Source organism: Flavobacterium aquiphilum (assembly GCF_027111335.1).
Lineage (GTDB): Bacteria > Bacteroidota > Bacteroidia > Flavobacteriales > Flavobacteriaceae > Flavobacterium > Flavobacterium aquiphilum.
Genome location: NZ_CP114288.1, coordinates 446,960 through 465,480, shown reverse-complemented (window position 1 = coordinate 465,480; position 18,521 = coordinate 446,960). Strand labels below are relative to the sequence as shown.

At 34.9% G+C, this 18,521-nt stretch carries 14 protein-coding genes; 8 read left to right on the top strand and 6 right to left on the bottom strand.

Annotated elements, in window-relative coordinates; all coding sequences use genetic code 11:
• Positions 1–190 precede the first annotated feature (190 nt).
• The 5 genes from mnmG (at position 191) to OZP12_RS01770 (ending at position 6,783) form a co-directional block, all read left to right on the top strand.
• Positions 191–2,062, top strand: a complete 1,872-nt coding sequence (gene mnmG / locus OZP12_RS01790) for a tRNA uridine-5-carboxymethylaminomethyl(34) synthesis enzyme MnmG (protein WP_281227348.1) — start codon at positions 191–193, stop codon at positions 2,060–2,062.
• 150 nt (positions 2,063–2,212) lie between these two features.
• The gene (locus OZP12_RS01785; RefSeq protein ID WP_281227347.1) at positions 2,213–2,680 is read left to right on the top strand and encodes a GNAT family N-acetyltransferase; all 468 of its coding nucleotides are present in this window, start codon (positions 2,213–2,215) and stop codon (positions 2,678–2,680) included.
• 81 nt (positions 2,681–2,761) lie between these two features.
• Positions 2,762–3,610 (top strand): class I SAM-dependent methyltransferase, encoded by an 849-nt coding sequence (locus tag OZP12_RS01780; RefSeq protein ID WP_281227346.1) that lies wholly within the window; start codon positions 2,762–2,764, stop codon positions 3,608–3,610.
• 248 nt (positions 3,611–3,858) lie between these two features.
• The gene (locus OZP12_RS01775) at positions 3,859–4,419 is read left to right on the top strand and encodes an OmpH/Skp family outer membrane protein (protein ID WP_281227345.1); all 561 of its coding nucleotides are present in this window, start codon (positions 3,859–3,861) and stop codon (positions 4,417–4,419) included.
• Between the two features lie 90 nt (positions 4,420–4,509).
• Complete coding sequence (locus tag OZP12_RS01770) at positions 4,510–6,783, top strand: helix-turn-helix domain-containing protein (RefSeq protein WP_281227344.1); 2,274 nt, start codon at positions 4,510–4,512, stop codon at positions 6,781–6,783.
• 85 nt (positions 6,784–6,868) lie between these two features.
• On the opposite strand, the gene OZP12_RS01765 is transcribed toward OZP12_RS01770, so the two are convergent.
• Positions 6,869–7,087, bottom strand: coding sequence for a hypothetical protein (locus OZP12_RS01765; RefSeq protein ID WP_281227343.1), 219 nt, complete (start codon positions 7,085–7,087; stop codon positions 6,869–6,871).
• A 517-nt stretch (positions 7,088–7,604) separates the two neighbouring features.
• On the opposite strand from OZP12_RS01765, the gene OZP12_RS01760 reads away from it, so the two are divergent.
• Together OZP12_RS01760 and OZP12_RS01755 are read left to right on the top strand one after the other, a co-directional pair.
• On the top strand, positions 7,605–8,399 hold the full coding sequence (locus OZP12_RS01760; RefSeq protein WP_281227342.1) for an LOG family protein: 795 nt from the start codon (positions 7,605–7,607) through the stop codon (positions 8,397–8,399).
• Positions 8,400–8,471: 72 nt separating this feature from the next.
• The gene (locus tag OZP12_RS01755; protein ID WP_281227341.1) at positions 8,472–9,035 is read left to right on the top strand and encodes a TetR/AcrR family transcriptional regulator; all 564 of its coding nucleotides are present in this window, start codon (positions 8,472–8,474) and stop codon (positions 9,033–9,035) included.
• Between the two features lie 595 nt (positions 9,036–9,630).
• Here the strand turns inward: OZP12_RS01755 and OZP12_RS01750 are convergent.
• Positions 9,631–10,623 (bottom strand): HU domain-containing protein, encoded by a 993-nt coding sequence (locus tag OZP12_RS01750; protein ID WP_281227340.1) that lies wholly within the window; start codon positions 10,621–10,623, stop codon positions 9,631–9,633.
• Positions 10,624–10,827: 204 nt separating this feature from the next.
• Between OZP12_RS01750 and dprA the strand changes: the two genes are divergently transcribed.
• Positions 10,828–11,928: a DNA-processing protein DprA gene (gene dprA / locus OZP12_RS01745; protein ID WP_281227339.1), complete on the top strand. Its 1,101-nt coding sequence runs from the start codon at positions 10,828–10,830 to the stop codon at positions 11,926–11,928.
• Between the two features lie 83 nt (positions 11,929–12,011).
• Here the strand turns inward: dprA and OZP12_RS01740 are convergent, their stop codons facing one another.
• From OZP12_RS01740 to serA, 4 genes are all read right to left on the bottom strand, one after another.
• Positions 12,012–12,572 (bottom strand): dihydrofolate reductase family protein, encoded by a 561-nt coding sequence (locus tag OZP12_RS01740; protein ID WP_281227338.1) that lies wholly within the window; start codon positions 12,570–12,572, stop codon positions 12,012–12,014.
• 27 nt (positions 12,573–12,599) lie between these two features.
• Positions 12,600–13,412 (bottom strand): hypothetical protein, encoded by an 813-nt coding sequence (locus OZP12_RS01735; protein WP_281227337.1) that lies wholly within the window; start codon positions 13,410–13,412, stop codon positions 12,600–12,602.
• A 37-nt stretch (positions 13,413–13,449) separates the two neighbouring features.
• Positions 13,450–16,368, bottom strand: coding sequence for an FAD-binding and (Fe-S)-binding domain-containing protein (locus tag OZP12_RS01730; RefSeq protein WP_281227336.1), 2,919 nt, complete (start codon positions 16,366–16,368; stop codon positions 13,450–13,452).
• 207 nt (positions 16,369–16,575) lie between these two features.
• Complete coding sequence (serA, locus tag OZP12_RS01725) at positions 16,576–18,471, bottom strand: phosphoglycerate dehydrogenase (RefSeq protein WP_281227335.1); 1,896 nt, start codon at positions 18,469–18,471, stop codon at positions 16,576–16,578.
• Positions 18,472–18,521 lie beyond the last annotated feature (50 nt).

The window sequence follows — 18,521 nt, the reverse complement described above, 5'->3', positions numbered from 1 at the left end:
ACTGATCAAAATTATATAAAAAAAGTATACGTTCCACGTGAAACATATTTTTTTTTATTTTTTTAATCAGTTTAAAATTAGAATTTAATTATGTTCCACGTGAAACATTGATTAAGAAAAATGTGTTTTAAAGTGTTTCACGTGGAACAAAAAAATAAATTCCTCCGCAGGAGGAGAAATTTTATAAAAAATGTTTTTAGAAGAGTATGATGTAATTGTGGTGGGTGCAGGTCACGCTGGTTCTGAAGCTGCGGCTGCGGCTGCAAATTTGGGTTCCAAAACTTTGTTGGTTACAATGAGTTTGCAAAATATTGCGCAGATGTCTTGTAACCCTGCTATGGGGGGGATCGCAAAAGGACAAATTGTTCGTGAGATTGATGCGCTTGGCGGATATTCTGGAATTGTTTCTGATAGGACTGCAATTCAGTTTAAGATGTTGAATAAATCAAAAGGTCCAGCTATGTGGTCGCCAAGAGTTCAAAGTGATCGCATGCGTTTTGCTGAAGAATGGAGAATGATGTTGGAGGGAACTCCTAATCTTGATTTTTATCAAGAAATGGTAAAAGGTTTGATAATCGAGAAAGGAAAGATAAAAGGAATTAGAACTGCTTTGGGAGTTGAGATTCGTTCAAAATCTGTTGTGTTGACAAATGGAACTTTTTTGAATGGTTTGATTCATATCGGGGAAAAACAATTCGGTGGAGGACGTGCTGGTGAAAGTGCGGCGTTCGGAATTACAGAAGATTTAGTTCAGGCCGGTTTCGAATCCGGAAGAATGAAAACAGGAACTCCTCCACGTGTTGATGGAAGATCTTTGGATTATTCTAAAATGAATGAAGAAAAAGGAGATGTTAATCCAGATAAGTTTTCTTATTCAGATTTAACAAAACCATTGGAGTTTCAAAAATCTTGCCACATGACGTACACCTCAAATGAGGTGCATAACATTTTGCGAGAAGGTTTCGATCGTTCTCCAATGTTTAATGGAAGAATAAAAAGTATTGGTCCAAGATACTGTCCTTCTATTGAAGATAAAATTAATCGTTTTGCAGATAAAGAACGTCACCAGCTTTTTGTTGAGCCCGAAGGTTGGAAAACATGTGAGGTTTATGTAAATGGTTTTTCAACTTCGTTGCCTGAGGATATTCAATTTAAAGCATTGCGTACTGTAGCCGGTTTTGAGAATGTGAAATTTTTGCGTCCAGGATATGCGATCGAGTACGATTATTTTCCACCGACGCAATTAAAACATACTTTGGAAACCAAATTGGTTGAAGGATTATTTTTTGCTGGTCAAATAAATGGAACGACAGGTTATGAGGAAGCAGCAGCTCAAGGATTGATGGCGGGAATTAATGCGCATCTAAAAGTTCATGAGCAAGCGCCTTTAATTTTAAAAAGAGATGAAGCGTATATTGGTGTTTTGATCGATGACCTAATCACGAAGGGAACAGAAGAACCTTATCGTATGTTTACTTCAAGAGCAGAATATAGAACTTTACTTCGTCAAGATAATGCCGATTTTAGATTAACACCGTTATCTTATGAAATTGGTTTAGCTTCCGAGGCTCGTTTGCGAAGAATGGAGCGCAAATTGAAGGAGTCTGAAAAAATGGTAAACTTTTTTAGAGAAACGAGTATTTCGGTTGCAGAAACAAATCCGATTCTTGTGGAGAAAGAATCGGCTCCAATTAGTCAAGGTGATAAAATGTTTAAAATATTTTCTCGACCACAAATTGATTTAGAAGATATGATCAAGTTTGAAAAGGTTCGTGAATATGTAGCTGTAAATGATTTGGATCAGGAGATTTTGGAACAAGCCGAAATTCAGGTGAAGTATTCGGGTTATATTGAAAAGGAAAGAAATAATGCGGATAAGTTGACAAGATTGGAAGATGTGAAAATTCCAGAAGATTTTGATTATAATAAAATCAAATCAATGTCAATTGAAGCAAAGCAAAAACTGAATAAGATTCGTCCGGTTACAATTTCACAAGCATCAAGAATCAGTGGTGTCTCTCCAAGCGATATTTCTGTGCTTTTGATTTATATGGGAAGATAGTTTTATTTTAAAAGTTTAAAATTGTCTTTATAAACTCAGTTTGAACAACATTAAACAATTCAAACTATTTTAAATAAAAAAAGTGTTCCACGTGAAACTACGGCCTTAAGGCCTATATTTGCTGGATAAATTTAAATATTTGATTTCGAAATGAAAATTATTCAGACAGCAGATTTAACTTTGGAACAAAAACTTTTATTGTTTGATCTTTGGAATTTAGAATATCCAGAAAGAATTGCTTACAGTGAATTTTCAGAATTTGAAGTTTATCTGAAAGGATTAATGGAAACACGACATTTTTTGCTTGTTTCTAAATTTAATCAATTTTTTGGATGGGCTTTTGGGTTTGTCAGGGAGGAAGAAAATTGGTTTGGAATTATTGTGAATTCAAAGGAGCAAGGAAAAGGATTTGGCAGACTTTTGCTAAAAGAATTGAAAAAAGAAAAATCTAATTTGAACGGTTGGGTAATCGATCATTCAAATGATGTAAAACGAAATGGAGAGCTGTACGGTTCTCCATTAGATTTTTATCTCAAAAATGGATTTTTGGTAGTAGGAAACACACGATTGGAAAATAATGTAATTTCTGCCGTAAAAATAAAATGGGAGAGAGAATAAAAGATATCAATCCCGAATATTGTAATTTTAATAATTTTTTTTTCAGTTTTGAATCAAAACTGAAATTATTCAATAACACAAATGGACATCACAAACAAAAAACATTTTTTACAACTAAAAGATTATTCCGTTTCTCAAGAAACTTTTGATCTGTACTATGATGAATTATTAGATATGTTAATTACACATCCACAGCCAAGTTTAGATGTGTTGGGAAAATATTATGAAAGTGCAGATTATATTTCGCATACCGATTCCAAAAGATCTATTTTCGAAAAAGCGTATCATTTTGTAAAAAATATAGCTTTAAAAAATAAACTGAATTTAATTAATTCATACCAGCCTTCAAAAGGGATGATTTTGGATATTGGAGCCGGAACCGGTGATTTTTTGTCGGTCGCTCAAAATAATGGTTGGAAAACAATAGGAGTAGAGCCTAGTGATAAAGCTAAAGGAATTGCAAAAGCCAAAGGTGTTTTATTTGTAGAAAATACTTCTGAATTGGAAAGTCATTCTTGCGATGTGATTTCGATGTGGCACGTTTTGGAACATGTTCCAGATTTAGATCAACAAATCAAAGAATTGAAAAGATTATTGAAACCAAATGGAACTTTAATTGTTGCAGTTCCAAATTTCAAATCTTTTGATGCAAAGCATTACGGTAAATTTTGGGCTGCTTATGATGTACCAATCCATTTTTGGCATTTTTCCAAAAAAGCAATCGAATTACTTTTTCAGAAAGAAAATATAAGCTTGATAAAAGTATTGCCTATGAAATTTGATTCTTTTTATGTGAGTTTGCTTTCTGAAAAATATAGAACTGGAAAAATGAATTACCTGAAAGCTTTTTTTATTGGATTGCAATCTAATTTTAAGGCAAAACAAAAAATGGAATATTCATCGCATATTTATGTCCTAAAAAATAACTAAAACTTATTTTAAGTCGTTTTAAGCTATTTTTTTAGGTTTTAATGAGGAATTATATCAATTTTTTTAGTTTTTTAAAGAGAAAGCTTCTATTAAACCCAGTTTAAATAAGTTATTTTTATTATTTTTTTATTTAAAATAGTAAATTTTTATACTATTAAAATAGTATCATTTTTAAAAGTTTTTATCAATGCTATCTATTTTTTTATATTTTTGTCATCCATACTAAAAAAAATCGAATTACACCAACAATGAAGAAAGTACTATTATTTATCGCAATTTCAATATCACTTGTTTCTTGTGATAAAAAGACAGAAGTTAAAGAAAAGGAATTCAAAACAGCTTATGTTGATACAGCTGAGCTGATGAAAGAATATACAGAGACTAAAGATTTAGAGGCAAAATACAAAGCGCAAGCTGCCGAAAAAGGAAGACAATTAGAAGCTGAAATTAATAGATTTAAGCAAGATGCAGCTAATTTCCAACGTAATGCTCAAGCAAACGGACAAGAGTGGGCTCAAAAAAATGGTGCTGAATTGCAACGTAGAGAACAACAACTTGGACGCGCTCAACAAGCTTTGCAAATGCAATTGCAACAAGAAAGTGGAAAAGAAATGGATTCTCTTGTAAAAGGAGTTAAAAAATTCATTAAAGATTACGGTAAGGAAAAAGGATATGCTTATATCTATGGAACTGGTGATGCTGCTTCTATTTTGTATGCTGAAGATAAATACGATATCACTAAAGAAATGATTAAATTATTAAATGAAAAATATAGTTCTAAAGCTAAATCAGAAGAAGCTAAGAAATAATATTTTTGTTTAATTATCATATAAAACCTTCATCTTTAATAAGATTGAAGGTTTTTTTGTTTTTTGTAATGTAGTTTTAATTATACACCAATGCAATCTATATCTGAAGCCGCTGCATATGCACTCCGTTTTATCAATCAAACACATCGATCTGTTTTTCTGACCGGAAAAGCCGGGACAGGAAAAACGACTCTTTTGCGTGAAATTATTGCAACTACTCATAAAAACACTGTGGTTGTGGCTCCTACAGGAATTGCGGCATTAAATGCTGGTGGTGTTACGATTCATTCGATGTTTCAGTTGCCCTTTGGCGGTTTCATTCCGGATAATTCTGCTCCACAATTTACAGGAACGGTCAAGTTTGAGACAAAAGCTACATTGCGCCGTCATTTTATGATGAGCGGACAAAAACGTGCTGTGATCAAGAATATGGAATTACTTATCATTGATGAAGTCAGTATGTTACGTGCCGATTTGCTCGATGCAATTGATTTTATGATGCAAACGGTTCGGAAGAAATCAGGCCCCTTTGGTGGAGTTCAAGTTCTATTTATAGGATATTTATTACAATTATCACCAATTAGCAGGGATGAAGAATGGAGAACTTTACGTAATTATTACAAAGGGAAATTTTTCTTCCATGCTCATGTTATTCAGTTGTTTCCCCCTTTATATATTGAATTGTCTAAGATTTACCGTCAAACGGATGAGCAATTTATTTCAGTCTTGAATAACCTGAGAAACAATCATATTACGAAAGAGGACATTCAAGTTTTAAATCAATTTGTCAAACCTGATTTTGACCTCAAATCTAATAAAGGTTATATCTCGCTGACAACGCATAATTCGAAAGCCGATTCGATGAATGCCCAATCGCTTGAAGATCTGGAAGGGAAACCAATGACTTTTTTACCTGAAATCACAGGAGATTTTCCGGAAAAAATTTATCCCATTGATCCTAATTTACAATTGAAGGTTGGTGCACAAATTATGTTTGTCAAAAATGATTTGTCTTTCGAAAAAAATTACTTCAACGGAAAAATGGGCATTATCAAAACAATGACCAGTAAAGAAATTTGGGTTCATTTTCCTGATGAGAACAAAACTATTGAAGTAGATAAGTACGAATGGCAAAATATCCGCTATACAGTAAATGAAATGACCAAGGAAATAGAGGAGGAGGTTTTGGGTAGTTTTGTGCATTATCCAATCAAGTTGGCATGGGCAATTACAGTGCACAAAAGCCAAGGATTGACCTTTGACAAAGCTGTGCTTGATGTATCGCGCGTTTTCTTGCCTGGACAAGCATATGTTGCTTTATCGCGTTTACGTTCTTTAAATGGGCTTATTTTGCTTTCTCCGATGCAGATGAATGGTATTTCGAATGATCAGGAAGTAATGGATTATGCCGAGAATAAAGCTTCCAATGAAGTTTTGGATGATGCTTTGAAAAGTGAAACCAAGAATTTTATTCTTAACTACCTGAAAAACTGTTTTGATTGGAATGATTTGGCACAAGAGTGGCGCAATCATCAATTTAGTTATAATGAAGATGTCGATAACTCTGTAAAATCTAAGCATGCTGTTTGGGCGAAGAATCAGGCGGGAGTTATTTGGCAGCTGCTTGAGCCATCGTCAAAATTCTTATTACAATTGGATAAATTGTTTTGTAACGAAGCATTGGAAATGGATCATATTTCCGATCGTATCAATGCTGCGTTCAATTATTTTATGGAGCCAATGGATAAGTTGGTGTATGAAATTTTATGGAAATTAGAAGAAGTGAAACGACTCAAAAAAGCAAAAGCTTTTTTTGACGAGTTGACTGTCCTTGACGATTTACAAACCAAAGCCGTTTTGCAACTTATAAAAGCCAAATTATTGATGGCCACATTAGTGAAAGGGGAAACCATCTCTAAAGAAAAATTAACTTCTGAAGAAATCAAACGCTACAAAACTGTCAAAGTTGAAAGAGTTATTGAAGATTTCAAAAAAGCTAATATTACGCTGATCGATGACGATAATGATGTAGAAAGATACACATCTAAAAAATCTGCGAATAAAGAGCAAAAAAGATCTACCATTGAGATCACGTACGAATTGTGGCTGGAAAAGAAATCTATACAGGAAATTGCTATTATGCGAAAGTATACGCAAGAAACTATTTTAGGTCATTTGACGAAACTGATTCAATCAAAAGTTATAACCATTGATGAAGTACTTTCAAAAGACAAATTATCAGAACTAAGTGATGCATTTCTGGGTTATAAAGAAGAATCGGTCTCACCCTTAAAAGAAAAATATGGAGACAAGTTTACTTGGGAAGAACTTCGAATGTTTAAGGCGAGTTTGAATCTTAAGTAAAAACAAAAGAGGCTGAATTCAAATTCAGCCTCTTTTGTAAAAAACCTTTTAAAACTAACGTAGGATTTAAATTTTGAAAGGTATTTTATTTGTGTGCAATAGTGTGCTTTCTTTTATATAAAAACAAAGAAATGAACACGATCATGTTTAAAATAATTAATAGAGATACAAAAGGATTGAAATTTAGGGCTTTTTCAAGATTGTCGGTGATTTTGCTTATCGTCATCAATACAAATGATGAGATGCTTACGTAGGCGTAGATTAGGTAGACAGATTCTTTGGTTGTCATTTGATCGGTTTTCATCTTTGCTTTGTTTTAGTTTAAATTTCAATTATTAGCTCCTAATTTTGTCTTATATTCCTAGTTTTAAGACACATATAAATTTATGTTAAGATTTTTTTTAAAGAAAAAAAATCAGCCCAACTGCATATTAATCCGATTAACTGCATTAAACATTTTGGTTAAAATTTTAAAGTTCTAAAAATACGTTTAACTGCAAAAAAATCAGACGATTAGCATTATACTTTTTGGCAAATTTTCACCTCATTTAACCCTCGATTTTCAATGAAGCAAGTCTTTTTTTGTGACTGGTAGTTTTCCACCTCGACGAAAGAGGGGTATTAGATAACATTATGATTTTTTAGTATTTATTCTTCTAAATGATGATTATTATTGTTATCAAGCTATTGGTTTTAGTTTTGCTAAAAAGTCAATTTTTTATTCAGATTTGGATTTTATAATCGAAATAATTTTCTGAAACAGTGTTGTTTACATTATTAATTTTTTCTAATTTGGATAACTAACTAAAACCATCTGCAATATGTGCGCAAAAAAAGGTGAGAATCTCAGAAAATTAACTCGTGAAGAATGGGAAGAAGCATGGCAGAAACATTGGAAAAAAGCCCATTTGGACTACGAATTGCCTGTAGTTAGTTCGGAGGAACATGAATTTTTGAGCGAGCATAGAACAGTCGAAAAGGAAAAAGAACGATTAGACAGAATTACCAAAGAGTTTGAAATGGGTTTTACGAAACTCTGTGAATTGGGACCTGCGGTAACTATTTTTGGATCAGCTAGATTTAAACCAGGGGATCCTTATTATGAATTGTCTAGGGAGACAGGAAGTGCTTTTGCCAAAGCTGGTTTTGCAGTTTTAACTGGTGGTGGTCCTGGAGCTATGGAAGCTGCTAATAGGGGAGCGAAAGAAGCTGGTGGAACGACCTATGGATTAAATATAATTTTGCCTAAGGAACAACAACCAAATCCGTATGTGAATGAGAGTTTTGAATTCAAATATTTCTTTGTTCGTAAAGTAATGTTGGTAAAGTATTCTTGTGCATTTATTGTGATGCCTGGAGGTTTGGGAACTTTGGACGAATTGTTCGAAGCTGTAACTTTGATTCAGTGTCATAAAGTGGGTCCATTTCCTGTTATTTTAGTGGGTGAAAAATTTTGGAAAGGGTTACGTGATTTCGTTGGATTCATGGCAAGTGAGGGTGTTTTTTCTCCGGAAGAAATAGGTTTCTCTAAAATTGTTGAAACTCCTGAAGAAGCAATTGACATGGTTTTATCCAGTTTGCCAACCGATTTCAAAAACTCATTAAAGTCTTTATAATAAAATAATTACTGAGTTTTGCTAAATAAAAAATAATATTTAATTTTATCGACTGATTAATCAATATTGTAAATGGACAAAAAACAAATTATTCTTCAATCGGCCCTCAAATTGTTTGTAGAAAATGGTTTTCATGGTACTGCCACTGCTAAAATTGCTTTAGAATCTGGGGTTGCAAACGGAACGCTATTTAATTATTTTAAAACAAAAGATGAGCTGGTTTTGGCTTTGTACTATACAATCTTAAAAGGAAAGGATGATTTTATTCTTGAAAGAATGAATTCCAATTCTATTTCCAAAGAGACTTTTAAATCGCTATTTGATGCAAGTATCAGATGGAGCATTGAAAACAAACTCCCTTTTCAATATTTGCAGCAATTTATCCACTCACCGTATTTTAAAATGGTTGATCCATCCATTTTAAATGATGATGATAATCCGCTGTATGTTTTGATTCAAAACGGAATTGATATTATTCTAATCAAACAAATGCCAGTTTCCTTTATTTATTCTTTGTTCATGGCGCAAATCTACGGACTGCACCGTTATATAATTTCGAATGATTTGGGTAAGGATGTTCAGTCCGAATTTATTGAGGAAGCTTTCGAGATGTTTTGGAAAATGATAGAAGAATAAATTTTCACTTTAAAATCTATCAAGAGCGATTCTTTAAAATTTGACAATCAAATAATTAAATTTTGACTGATTAATCAGTTTATTTATTGGTCTCAGATTTGGGTTTAAAACCCTGCAATTTATTGCAGTACTTTAGTAATGCGAAAAAATATAATCCTCCGCTTTTAATATTGTTAAGCGAGTTTTCAAAATGGAGAGACTTTCAGTCTCTCGTAAAACAAACCTCTGCACTTTCAGTGCAGAGTGGTTTAGTTTGATTTGAAAAATATAGTACTGACGACATATCGGAATGAAAACGGGAATTTAATGTAGGTTTCGCTGTTTCCATTCGGAGTAGAAAGGTTACGCGCTTAATTCTAAGATAGCAATGCAAACAAAGGAATTAAATTTTTATAGATTGGAGTGTTTTAAGCGATTTAAGTAACTTTTTGGATTAAAAGCTACTTTGCCTCATTTTTATAAAAAAGTGAAAGGAATGTTTCTCAAAACGATCTTGTTTTTAGACTTAGAAGATTCTGAACTTGTCTTAAAACAAAAAATCACGAACAAAACCTTTTATTCGGTTTCATTCGTGATTCTTTAGAAGTATTTTTAATTACAAAGGTTGGATCAAAATCCAAGCTTCTGGATTGTCGGATTCTATGATGGAGTCTTTTACTTTTTCCGCTTCCGCAAAAGTGGAATAACTTCCATACAATACAGGGTAAAGTCCGTTTTTGTTGATTCCCAAAACTCTTGGTTTAAATCCTTTTGCAACCAATTGACGATATCTTTTTTGGGCGTTTTCTTCACTTCTGAAAGCTCCGGCCATAATATGATAGTTTAATTTGGTTTCTATTGCAACTTCTTCTTCTTTTTTATCAGATTTCAAAGATAGTGTAACCGCTGGAATTGGTGTTTGAATAAAGAAAGTGGCTTCCTGAATTTTTTTCTGAACTTTTTTCTGAACATTTGCCTCAACCAAAACGGTCTCTGACGCTATTTGATTTTGATACATTGGATAACCAACTGACCCTGCAACCGCCAATCCAATTACAAAAACGGCAGCGTATTTAAGGAAAGGACTTCTTTCTTTTGTTTCCGGTTCAAAATTGAAAACAGGTTTTTCTTCCTCAACAATCGGAGTTACCTTTTCAACGACAATCTCAGCTTTTGGAAGTTCAACTTCTCTTTTCACTGCCGGTGAAACAAAAGGAGTTAATCCAAAAGATTGTGCTAAATAGTTGGTTTGCTCATTTGGAGTAAACAAAATATTATTCTCGGCGTTCAAGCTAAGCACACCAATGTTTTTTATTGAAAAAGTACGATTCTCCTGCAAATTCTTTTTCCAATTCAAAACTTCATATTCGATGGCACTTACCGCATAATCGTATGAAGTTTTTTCCGCTTGTGCGATGTGATGTGCCAATAATCCGTCATTGTTTTTAATGTGCGGGTTAAAGGAAATCATCTTTTTTGGCGGGAAAAAAGAATGTGAGTTTTCGATCAGTTGAGCCGATTGGATTTCGGTCAGGAAAGCTCCAAAACCTGGAACCGTTACACATTGATAACGGTACAAAAGCTGCGCGATGTAAAGTTCTATTTTCATAATAACAAAGATATGTAACGCTAATAGTTATCAAAATTTTATTCACAATTTTTATTAACAATCCGTATGTATAACGTTGTCAAATGTTTATGGTTTTTATTTTTTTTAAATATTTCTGCTTTTAAAATTATTATACAAAAAAATCTTAGTTTTTAATTTCAAAATTTTGCTGATTTTCAAAAAATTGCCGTATAATTGTAAGATATGTCACAAGAAAATTTATTTTACGATTTAGCTTTGCTGCGGGTAGAGGGAGTAGGGGATATAATGGCCAAAAAGCTTCTTGCCCACTTTGGAACCGCAGAAAAAGTTTTGAATGCCAAACCTTCGCAGCTTGCCGCAATTGATGGTGTAGGCGCGGTTTTATTGAAGAATTTTAAGGATAAAACCATTTTTGATAAAGCCAAGCGAGAGTTGGATTTCATTGAAAAGAACAATATTACTGTGTTGGGTTTTCAGGACGGCAACTATCCTGAACGTTTGAAACACTGTATCGACGGCCCTGTTTTGCTGTTTTCGTCAGGAAATATCGATTTGAAAAACCGAAAAATTATCAGCATTGTTGGGACGCGGCAAATTACTTCGTATGGAACCGAATTTTGCAGAAAATTAATAGAAGACCTTGTGCCTTTGGATTCCGTAATAGTAAGTGGTTTTGCTTATGGTGTTGATATTGTGGCTCATCAACTCGCAATGGATTATGATTTGCAGACGATTGGAGTTGTTGCCCACGGTTTGAACCAAATTTATCCCAAACCACATAAAAAATACGTTGCCAAAATGGAACAGAATGGCGGTTTTATGACTGAATTCTGGAGTAACGCCAATCCTGATAAAGAGAATTTCGTGAGACGAAACCGTATTGTCGCGGGAATGTCGGAAGCGACGATTGTTATCGAATCGGCGGAGAAAGGCGGTTCGTTAATCACTGCGAATATGGCCAATGACTATAACCGCGATGTTTTTGCGGTTCCTGGTCGTACCACCGACAAATACAGTCAAGGCTGCAATAACCTGATTAAAACCCAAAAAGCAAGCGTGCTTACCTGTGCTGCCGATTTGATTTACAACCTGAATTGGGATATAGCAAAAGAAACCAAAGCGGTTCAAAAGCAATTGTTTGTCACTCTCGATGACGACGAGCAAAAGATCTATGATTATCTTTTAAAAACCGGAAAGGAGCTGATGGATATTATTGCTTTGCATTGCGATTTTCCCATTTACCGTATTTCGGGTTTATTGCTCAATATGGAATTGAAAGGTGTTATCAGGCCTTTACCTGGGAAAATGTTTGAGGCGATTTGATTTCAGATTGTTGATTAACGATTGCTGATTTTAGATTTTGATAATTGGAACTTAAAAATGATTTATTGACTCTGGTTTTGCGATTATTCTTTTATTGGCTCGTAATAGAGAATCACCGCACCACCAGTAAAAATCTTTGTTTTCAGGAGTTTGAGAACAATCCTATCGGTTATGTTTTTGAATAATGGCAGGCCACTTCCAATTATAACTGGGTGAACACAAAGCTGATATTCATCTATCAAATTCAGTTTTGTCAGTTCTACAATCAAACTTGGACTGCCGACATAAATGGCTGCACCGCTGTTATTGATGGACTTTTTGAGTTCTAGAACTTCTTCTTCAAGACTTTTGGTTGCTAGTTTTGCGCTTTTCCAATCCACATTTTTCAGTGTATGCGAAAAAACAATTTTAGGTGTGTTGTCCATTACAATCGCAAAGTCATCCATTGATTTTTCACCGCTTGGATTTGCTACCAATTCCCGCCAATATTTCATGAGTTGATAGGTTGTCCTGCCATACAGAATAGTGTCTGCACCACTTAACAACTCGGCATAATGGTTATGAATTTCTTCATCAGGAATTCCCGCCGTGTGATCACAAAACCCGTCGATGGTCATATTGATTGCTGCGATTACTTTTTTCATTGGGTTATGTTTAAGTTAAATCGTTGACTATGTTTTAATTGCGTTTTTAGTTTCAACAAAAAATAAATTTTTTTTCTTTAAATCTGTTGAATCTATATCAAAAAAGATTAATTCTCCCTTTTTGGTATTTATATATAGTTTGTAGTTGTTTGATTTTGATAATTTTACTTTTATGCTTCCTTTTCGATCTGTGATTGTTTCAAGTATTTTATGACTTCCTTTTAAAGAAAATAAAGGCTGTCTATCGATTCTGATTTCAATAGAACTTTCGGGTTCAGGTATTTTATATTTATCAAGCACCGTGATTTGGATTTGCGTTAAATTTTCATTTTCAAATTGGGTAGGATAAATTTCTTTTAGAAAAAATGAAACAATTAAAAAAAATAATGTAGGAATGAAAACGATTAAATATAGATTTTTTATGCGAACTATTATCCTGCTATTTTGAATTAGAACTATCCATATTAAAATTGAAGAGATAAAATAAATTAAAACTCCAAATCCCACATTTCTATAGAATCCTAAATACCACGGTAAATAGACAAAGCATAAGCTAGAACTTGAAATAAAGAAACCTAAAATGATACTAAGGAAGAGACGCCCTTTAAAATTTTTTACTGCAAATAAAGTATTAATAATTCCATAAATTATTACTATTGGAATATCTGCCCATCCAAATACAAGTATTGATGTATATGTGACAGGTAGTATTATTATCAGATATACTGTTATTAAAATAAGGAAAAAATATAGTTTTTGTTTTAGAGTCATATTTCCAAAATTAAGAAAAATTTTACCACAATTTAGGCCAAAAAAAATTGCAGATGCTCCTAAAAACATCTGCAATCTAAAATCGTTATTCTAAAATCTGAAATCTCTATTTTAAAGCCTTAAAAAGTATTTCGACAGGGTGAAATGCTTTTCGGCTGGTTCCGTCGCTTATTTGGTGTCTACAGCTCGTTCCTGAGGCTGAAATCAATGTCGCTTCTTCTTCGGCGCGGATTGTTGGGAACAAAACCAATTCTCCAACTTTCATCGAAATGTCATAATGTTCTTTCTCATAACCGAAAGATCCCGCCATTCCGCAGCATCCGCTTGGAATATTGAGAACGGTATAATTTTTAGGTAACATCAGGATTTTTTTAAGCGGTACCAATGAAGACAAGGCTTTTTGGAAACAGTGTCCATGCATACGAACTCTTTCGGTGTTTTCCGTAAAAGAATCGGATGTGATGCGTCCTTCGTCTAGCTCTTTGGCCAAGAATTCTTCGATAAGCATTGCTCTGTCTGAATGTTTCTTTGCTTTTTCTTTCAAATCACCACGGCATAAATCCGGATATTCATCACGGAACGATAAAATAGCCGATGGTTCGATTCCAACCAAAATGGCGTTTTCCGGCATTTCTTTGGCGAAAGCCTGAGTATTCTTTTCGGCGATTTCGCGCGCTTCTTTCAGCATTCCTTTGGAAAGATAGGTTCTTCCGCTGTATCCGATGTGCGGAACAACAACTTCATAACCCAAACGGTTAAACAGCTTCACGGCAGTTTGACCAATCTCTACGTCATAGAAATTCATGAATTCGTCGTTGTACAGATATACTTTTCCATTGTTGAAATTCCTGGTTTGTTTGTAGTTTCTGAACCATTTGCCAAAAGTAACTTTGTACATCTGTGGCAAGGATCTTTCGGTGGCAAAACCGGTTGCACTTTTCACAATGTTTCCGATGATTCCTTTGGTACCAAAATTATACAGCCAAGGCAATGAACCAAACAATTGATTGATTTTTGGAGTATTACCAATCAATTTTGAACGGAATTTCACTCCGTTTTTATCATGGTATTGCTGTAAGGTTTCCGCTTTAAGCTTCGCCATATCCACATTCGACGGGCATTCGGATTTACATCCTTTACAGCTCAAGCATAAATCAAGAACTTCAAGCAAAGCTTCATCGTCAAATTTATTCTGCTTGGTCGAATTGGTAATGGTCTCTCTCAAGATGTTGGCTCTGGCGCGGGTGGTGTGTTTTTCGTCACGGGTTGCCATATAACTTGGGCACATTGTACCACCGCTTTTCTCGGTTTTTCTACAGTCTCCCGATCCGTTGCACATTTCGGCAGCGCGTACAAATCCGTTATGCTCAGAAAAATCAAAATACGTTTCCGGCATTGGAGTGTCCTGACCTGGATTGTATCTCAGGTTGGTGTCCATTGGAGGAGTATTTACAACTTTTCCCGGATTAAAAATACCCCAAGGGTCCCAAGTGTTTTTTACTTGGATAAACATTTGGTAGATTTCGTCACCCAACATTAGCGGAATAAATTCGCCACGAAGTCTTCCATCTCCGTGTTCCCCACTTAGTGAGCCTTTGTATTTTTTAACCAAATGGGCAATATCGGTAGCGATTGTTCTAAATAGCGCAGTTCCTTCTTTGGTTTTCAAGTCAATGATTGGACGAAGGTGTAATTCTCCTGTCGCAGCGTGGGCATAATGCACGCAGCTAAGGTTTCGCTCTTTTAGAACGGCATTAAAATCTTCGATAAAATCAGGTAAATCGTTTACGTCAACGGCAGTGTCTTCAATAACGGCAACCGCTTTGGCATCGCCCGGAATATTAGACAACAATCCCAAGCCCGCTTTTCTAAGATTCCAAACTTTATTGGTGTCCTCGCCCCAAACAATCGGAAAATGATAACCCAAATTTTTGGAACGCATCAATTCTTCCATTTCTTTGGCAGCCTGTACGATTTCCTCTTTGGAATCTCTTAAAAATTCCACGACCAAAATCGCCTGAGGATCACCTTCAACAAAGAATCTGTTTTTGTTTTGCTCGATATTTTCCTTGGTACATTCCAAGATGTAATGGTCAATCAACTCAACACTGTCCGGGTTGAATTTCAATGCTTCCAAGTTGGCTTTCAACGATTCGTTGATGCTGTTGTGGTGCACGCAAACCAAACCGGCGAATGGTTTTAGGGCATCAACTAAATTCAGTTTTATCGCTGTCGAAAAGAACAAAGTTCCCTCTGATCCGGCGATTAATTTACAGAAATTGAATTTTTCGTCCGGATGGCCAAAAGGCTGGCTATCGGCCAATAAATCCAATGCATATCCCGTGTTTCTTCTCGGAATGGTCTTTTTAGGATAATTTTCTTCGAATAAAGCTCTGTTTTCAGGCGAACCTAGTAATTCTTTGGCTTGAACATAAATGGCTTGTTCCAATGGGCTTACAACATTTATTCCGTTGCATTTGTCTTCAAACTCTGCATTGGTAAGCGCTCCAAAAGTAACTTCGTTTCCATCTGCCAAAAAACCTTTGATTTCCAACAAATGCTCACGAGTTGAACCGTAAATCACGGATCTGGCACCACAGGCATTGTTACCCACCATTCCGCCGATCATACAGCGGTTACTGGTTGAAGTCTCCGGGCCAAAGAATAATTTATAGGATTTTAAATGTAAGTTCAGTTCATCGCGAATCACTCCGGGTTCTACCCAAGCCGATTTTTCAACCGGGTCAACTGAAAGGATTTTGGTGAATTCCTGTGAAATATCAACCACAATTCCGTTTCCAACCACTTGTCCGGCAAGAGAAGTTCCGGCCGCACGCGGAATGACACTGCTTTTGTTTTCTCTTGCAAAAGCAATGATTTTTTGAATATCTTCTTTCGTTTTTGGAATGGCTACCGCCAACGGCATTTCTTTGTAAGCACTCGCATCAGTGGCATAAAGTGTACGGATGGTTTTGTCGTACAGTAATTTTCCAACTAATTGCTTTTCAAGATTTTCAAGCTTCATTTTATTTTAGATTTATGATTTACGATTTTAGATTGACGAAATCTGAAATTTTAAATCAAATGGATAATCTTTTGTTTTTAACGCCTTTGCGTCTTTGCGACGCTATTTTTCTCGCAGAGGCGCAAAGACGCAAAGCCTTTTATATTTTAGAGTAACTATTGTTGAATTTTAATACGACGAAATCGTTAATCAACAATCTGAAATCTTTTAATAAAGTATTCTATATCTGATGGTATTTGAAATATTTTTCAATTTTTTCTCCAATTCTTTGTTGTGGAAATTATCGATATCGGTAATTACATAACCCAAAGTTTCGTTGGTTTTCAAATATTGGCCCAAAATATTGTTGTCATACTCCAAAAGAATGGTGTTGATTTTTGCCAAAATACCTTTCACATTTTCGTGGATGTGCATGATACGGTGTGCACTTTGCAATTCAGGAAGCTGAATTTCAGGAAGATTTACACTTCCGTAAGTAGTACCCGTATTGATGTAATTAATGATTTTTTGAGCAACATAATGTCCGATGTCTTCTTGCGCTTCTTCGGTACTTCCTCCGATATGTGGTGTCAAGATTACGTTTTTCATTCCGATTAACTCAGAAACGAATGGCTCGTCATTGTTTTTAGGTTCTTCAGGGAAAACGTCCACAGCAGCACCGTGTATTTTACCGCTTTTCAAGTTAGCAACCAATGCTGGAATATCAACAACATGCCCTCTTGAAAGGTTCAGGAAGATAACTCCCGGTTTCATGATTTCGAAAGCTTCAGCGTCGATTAAATTTTTGTTGCTGGCGCGTCCGTCAACGTGTAAAGAAACCACATCTGAAAGTGCCAATAATTCTTTCAATGAAGAACATTTTTTAGCATTTCCAAGAGCTAATCTGTCAACCGCGTCGTAGAAATATACTTTCATACCCAATGCTTCGGCAACGATAGAAAGTTGTGATCCGATACTTCCGTATCCAACCAAACCTAATTTTTTTCCACGGATTTCAACACTGTTTGTAGCCGATTTGTCCCAAACACCTTCGTGCATCATTTTGCTTTTTTCGAAAGTGTTACGAACTAACATAATGATTTGTCCCAAAGCCAATTCCACAACCGATCTAGTGTTGCTGTATGGTGCATTGAAAACAGAAATTCCTCTCATGCTACAAGCGTTCAAATCTACTTGATTGGTTCCGATACAGAATGTCCCAACAGCGTGCAGTTTATTGGCATGTTCCAAAACTTTGGCAGTAAGGTTGGTTTTTGAACGGATTCCAAGAATAGAAACTCCTTTTATTTTTTCGATCAATTCGTCTTCATTCAACGAACCTTTCATTGTTTCAACGCTATAACCTTCGTGTTCAAAGATTTTAACGGCATCAGGGTGAATGTTCTCTAACAATAAAACTTTGATTCTGTTTTTTGGATACGATACAGAAGCTTTGTATGATAGTTCATAAAGGATTTCATCCAATGATGGCGCAACTTGGCTGGCTTTGTCAACCACAATTTTACGACTTACGTTTTCGGTAAAAGCAAAAAACTTGCTTACCGCCCCACCTTCAAGGGTTTCATAATCGGTATATCCATCACCAATCATGATTGCCTCGCCTTTAAGGTTCAATGATTTGATTTTCTTAACTTTTCCTTGGTTTTCACACAATTCGTCTTTTTCGTCAAAACCAATAATTTTTCCGTCATGGTCAAATTTGAAAGTATTGGCCAAAACGTGTTCCGGTTTGATACCGTATTCGGAAACGATTGGGATGATAATTTCCTTAAAACCGTTTGAAATGATATAAATATTGTCTGAATGTTGTTTGAAAAAAGCCTTGTTTCTGATTACAGAAGCTGTCACTTTCTTTTTTAATTCTTCAATAACAGTCCCCAAATGATCTCTATTGGCTTGTAGCAATTGAATTCTTTTGGTCAAGGATTCTTTTAGAGAAAGTTTACCTTCCATGCCCAAATTGGTCAAATGTTGGATTTCGTTTAAGATTTGTTCTCCCGCTGCACTGTCTTGGTAAATTACTTCACATAACACATCAAGTGCTTCAACTTTGATAAAAGTGCTGTCAAAATCGAATATAAATGTTTCCTGATTTTCTGTCATTTTTTTCTGTTTTTCACAAATAGAAATTATTTGTCAATTTTTTGTGCAAA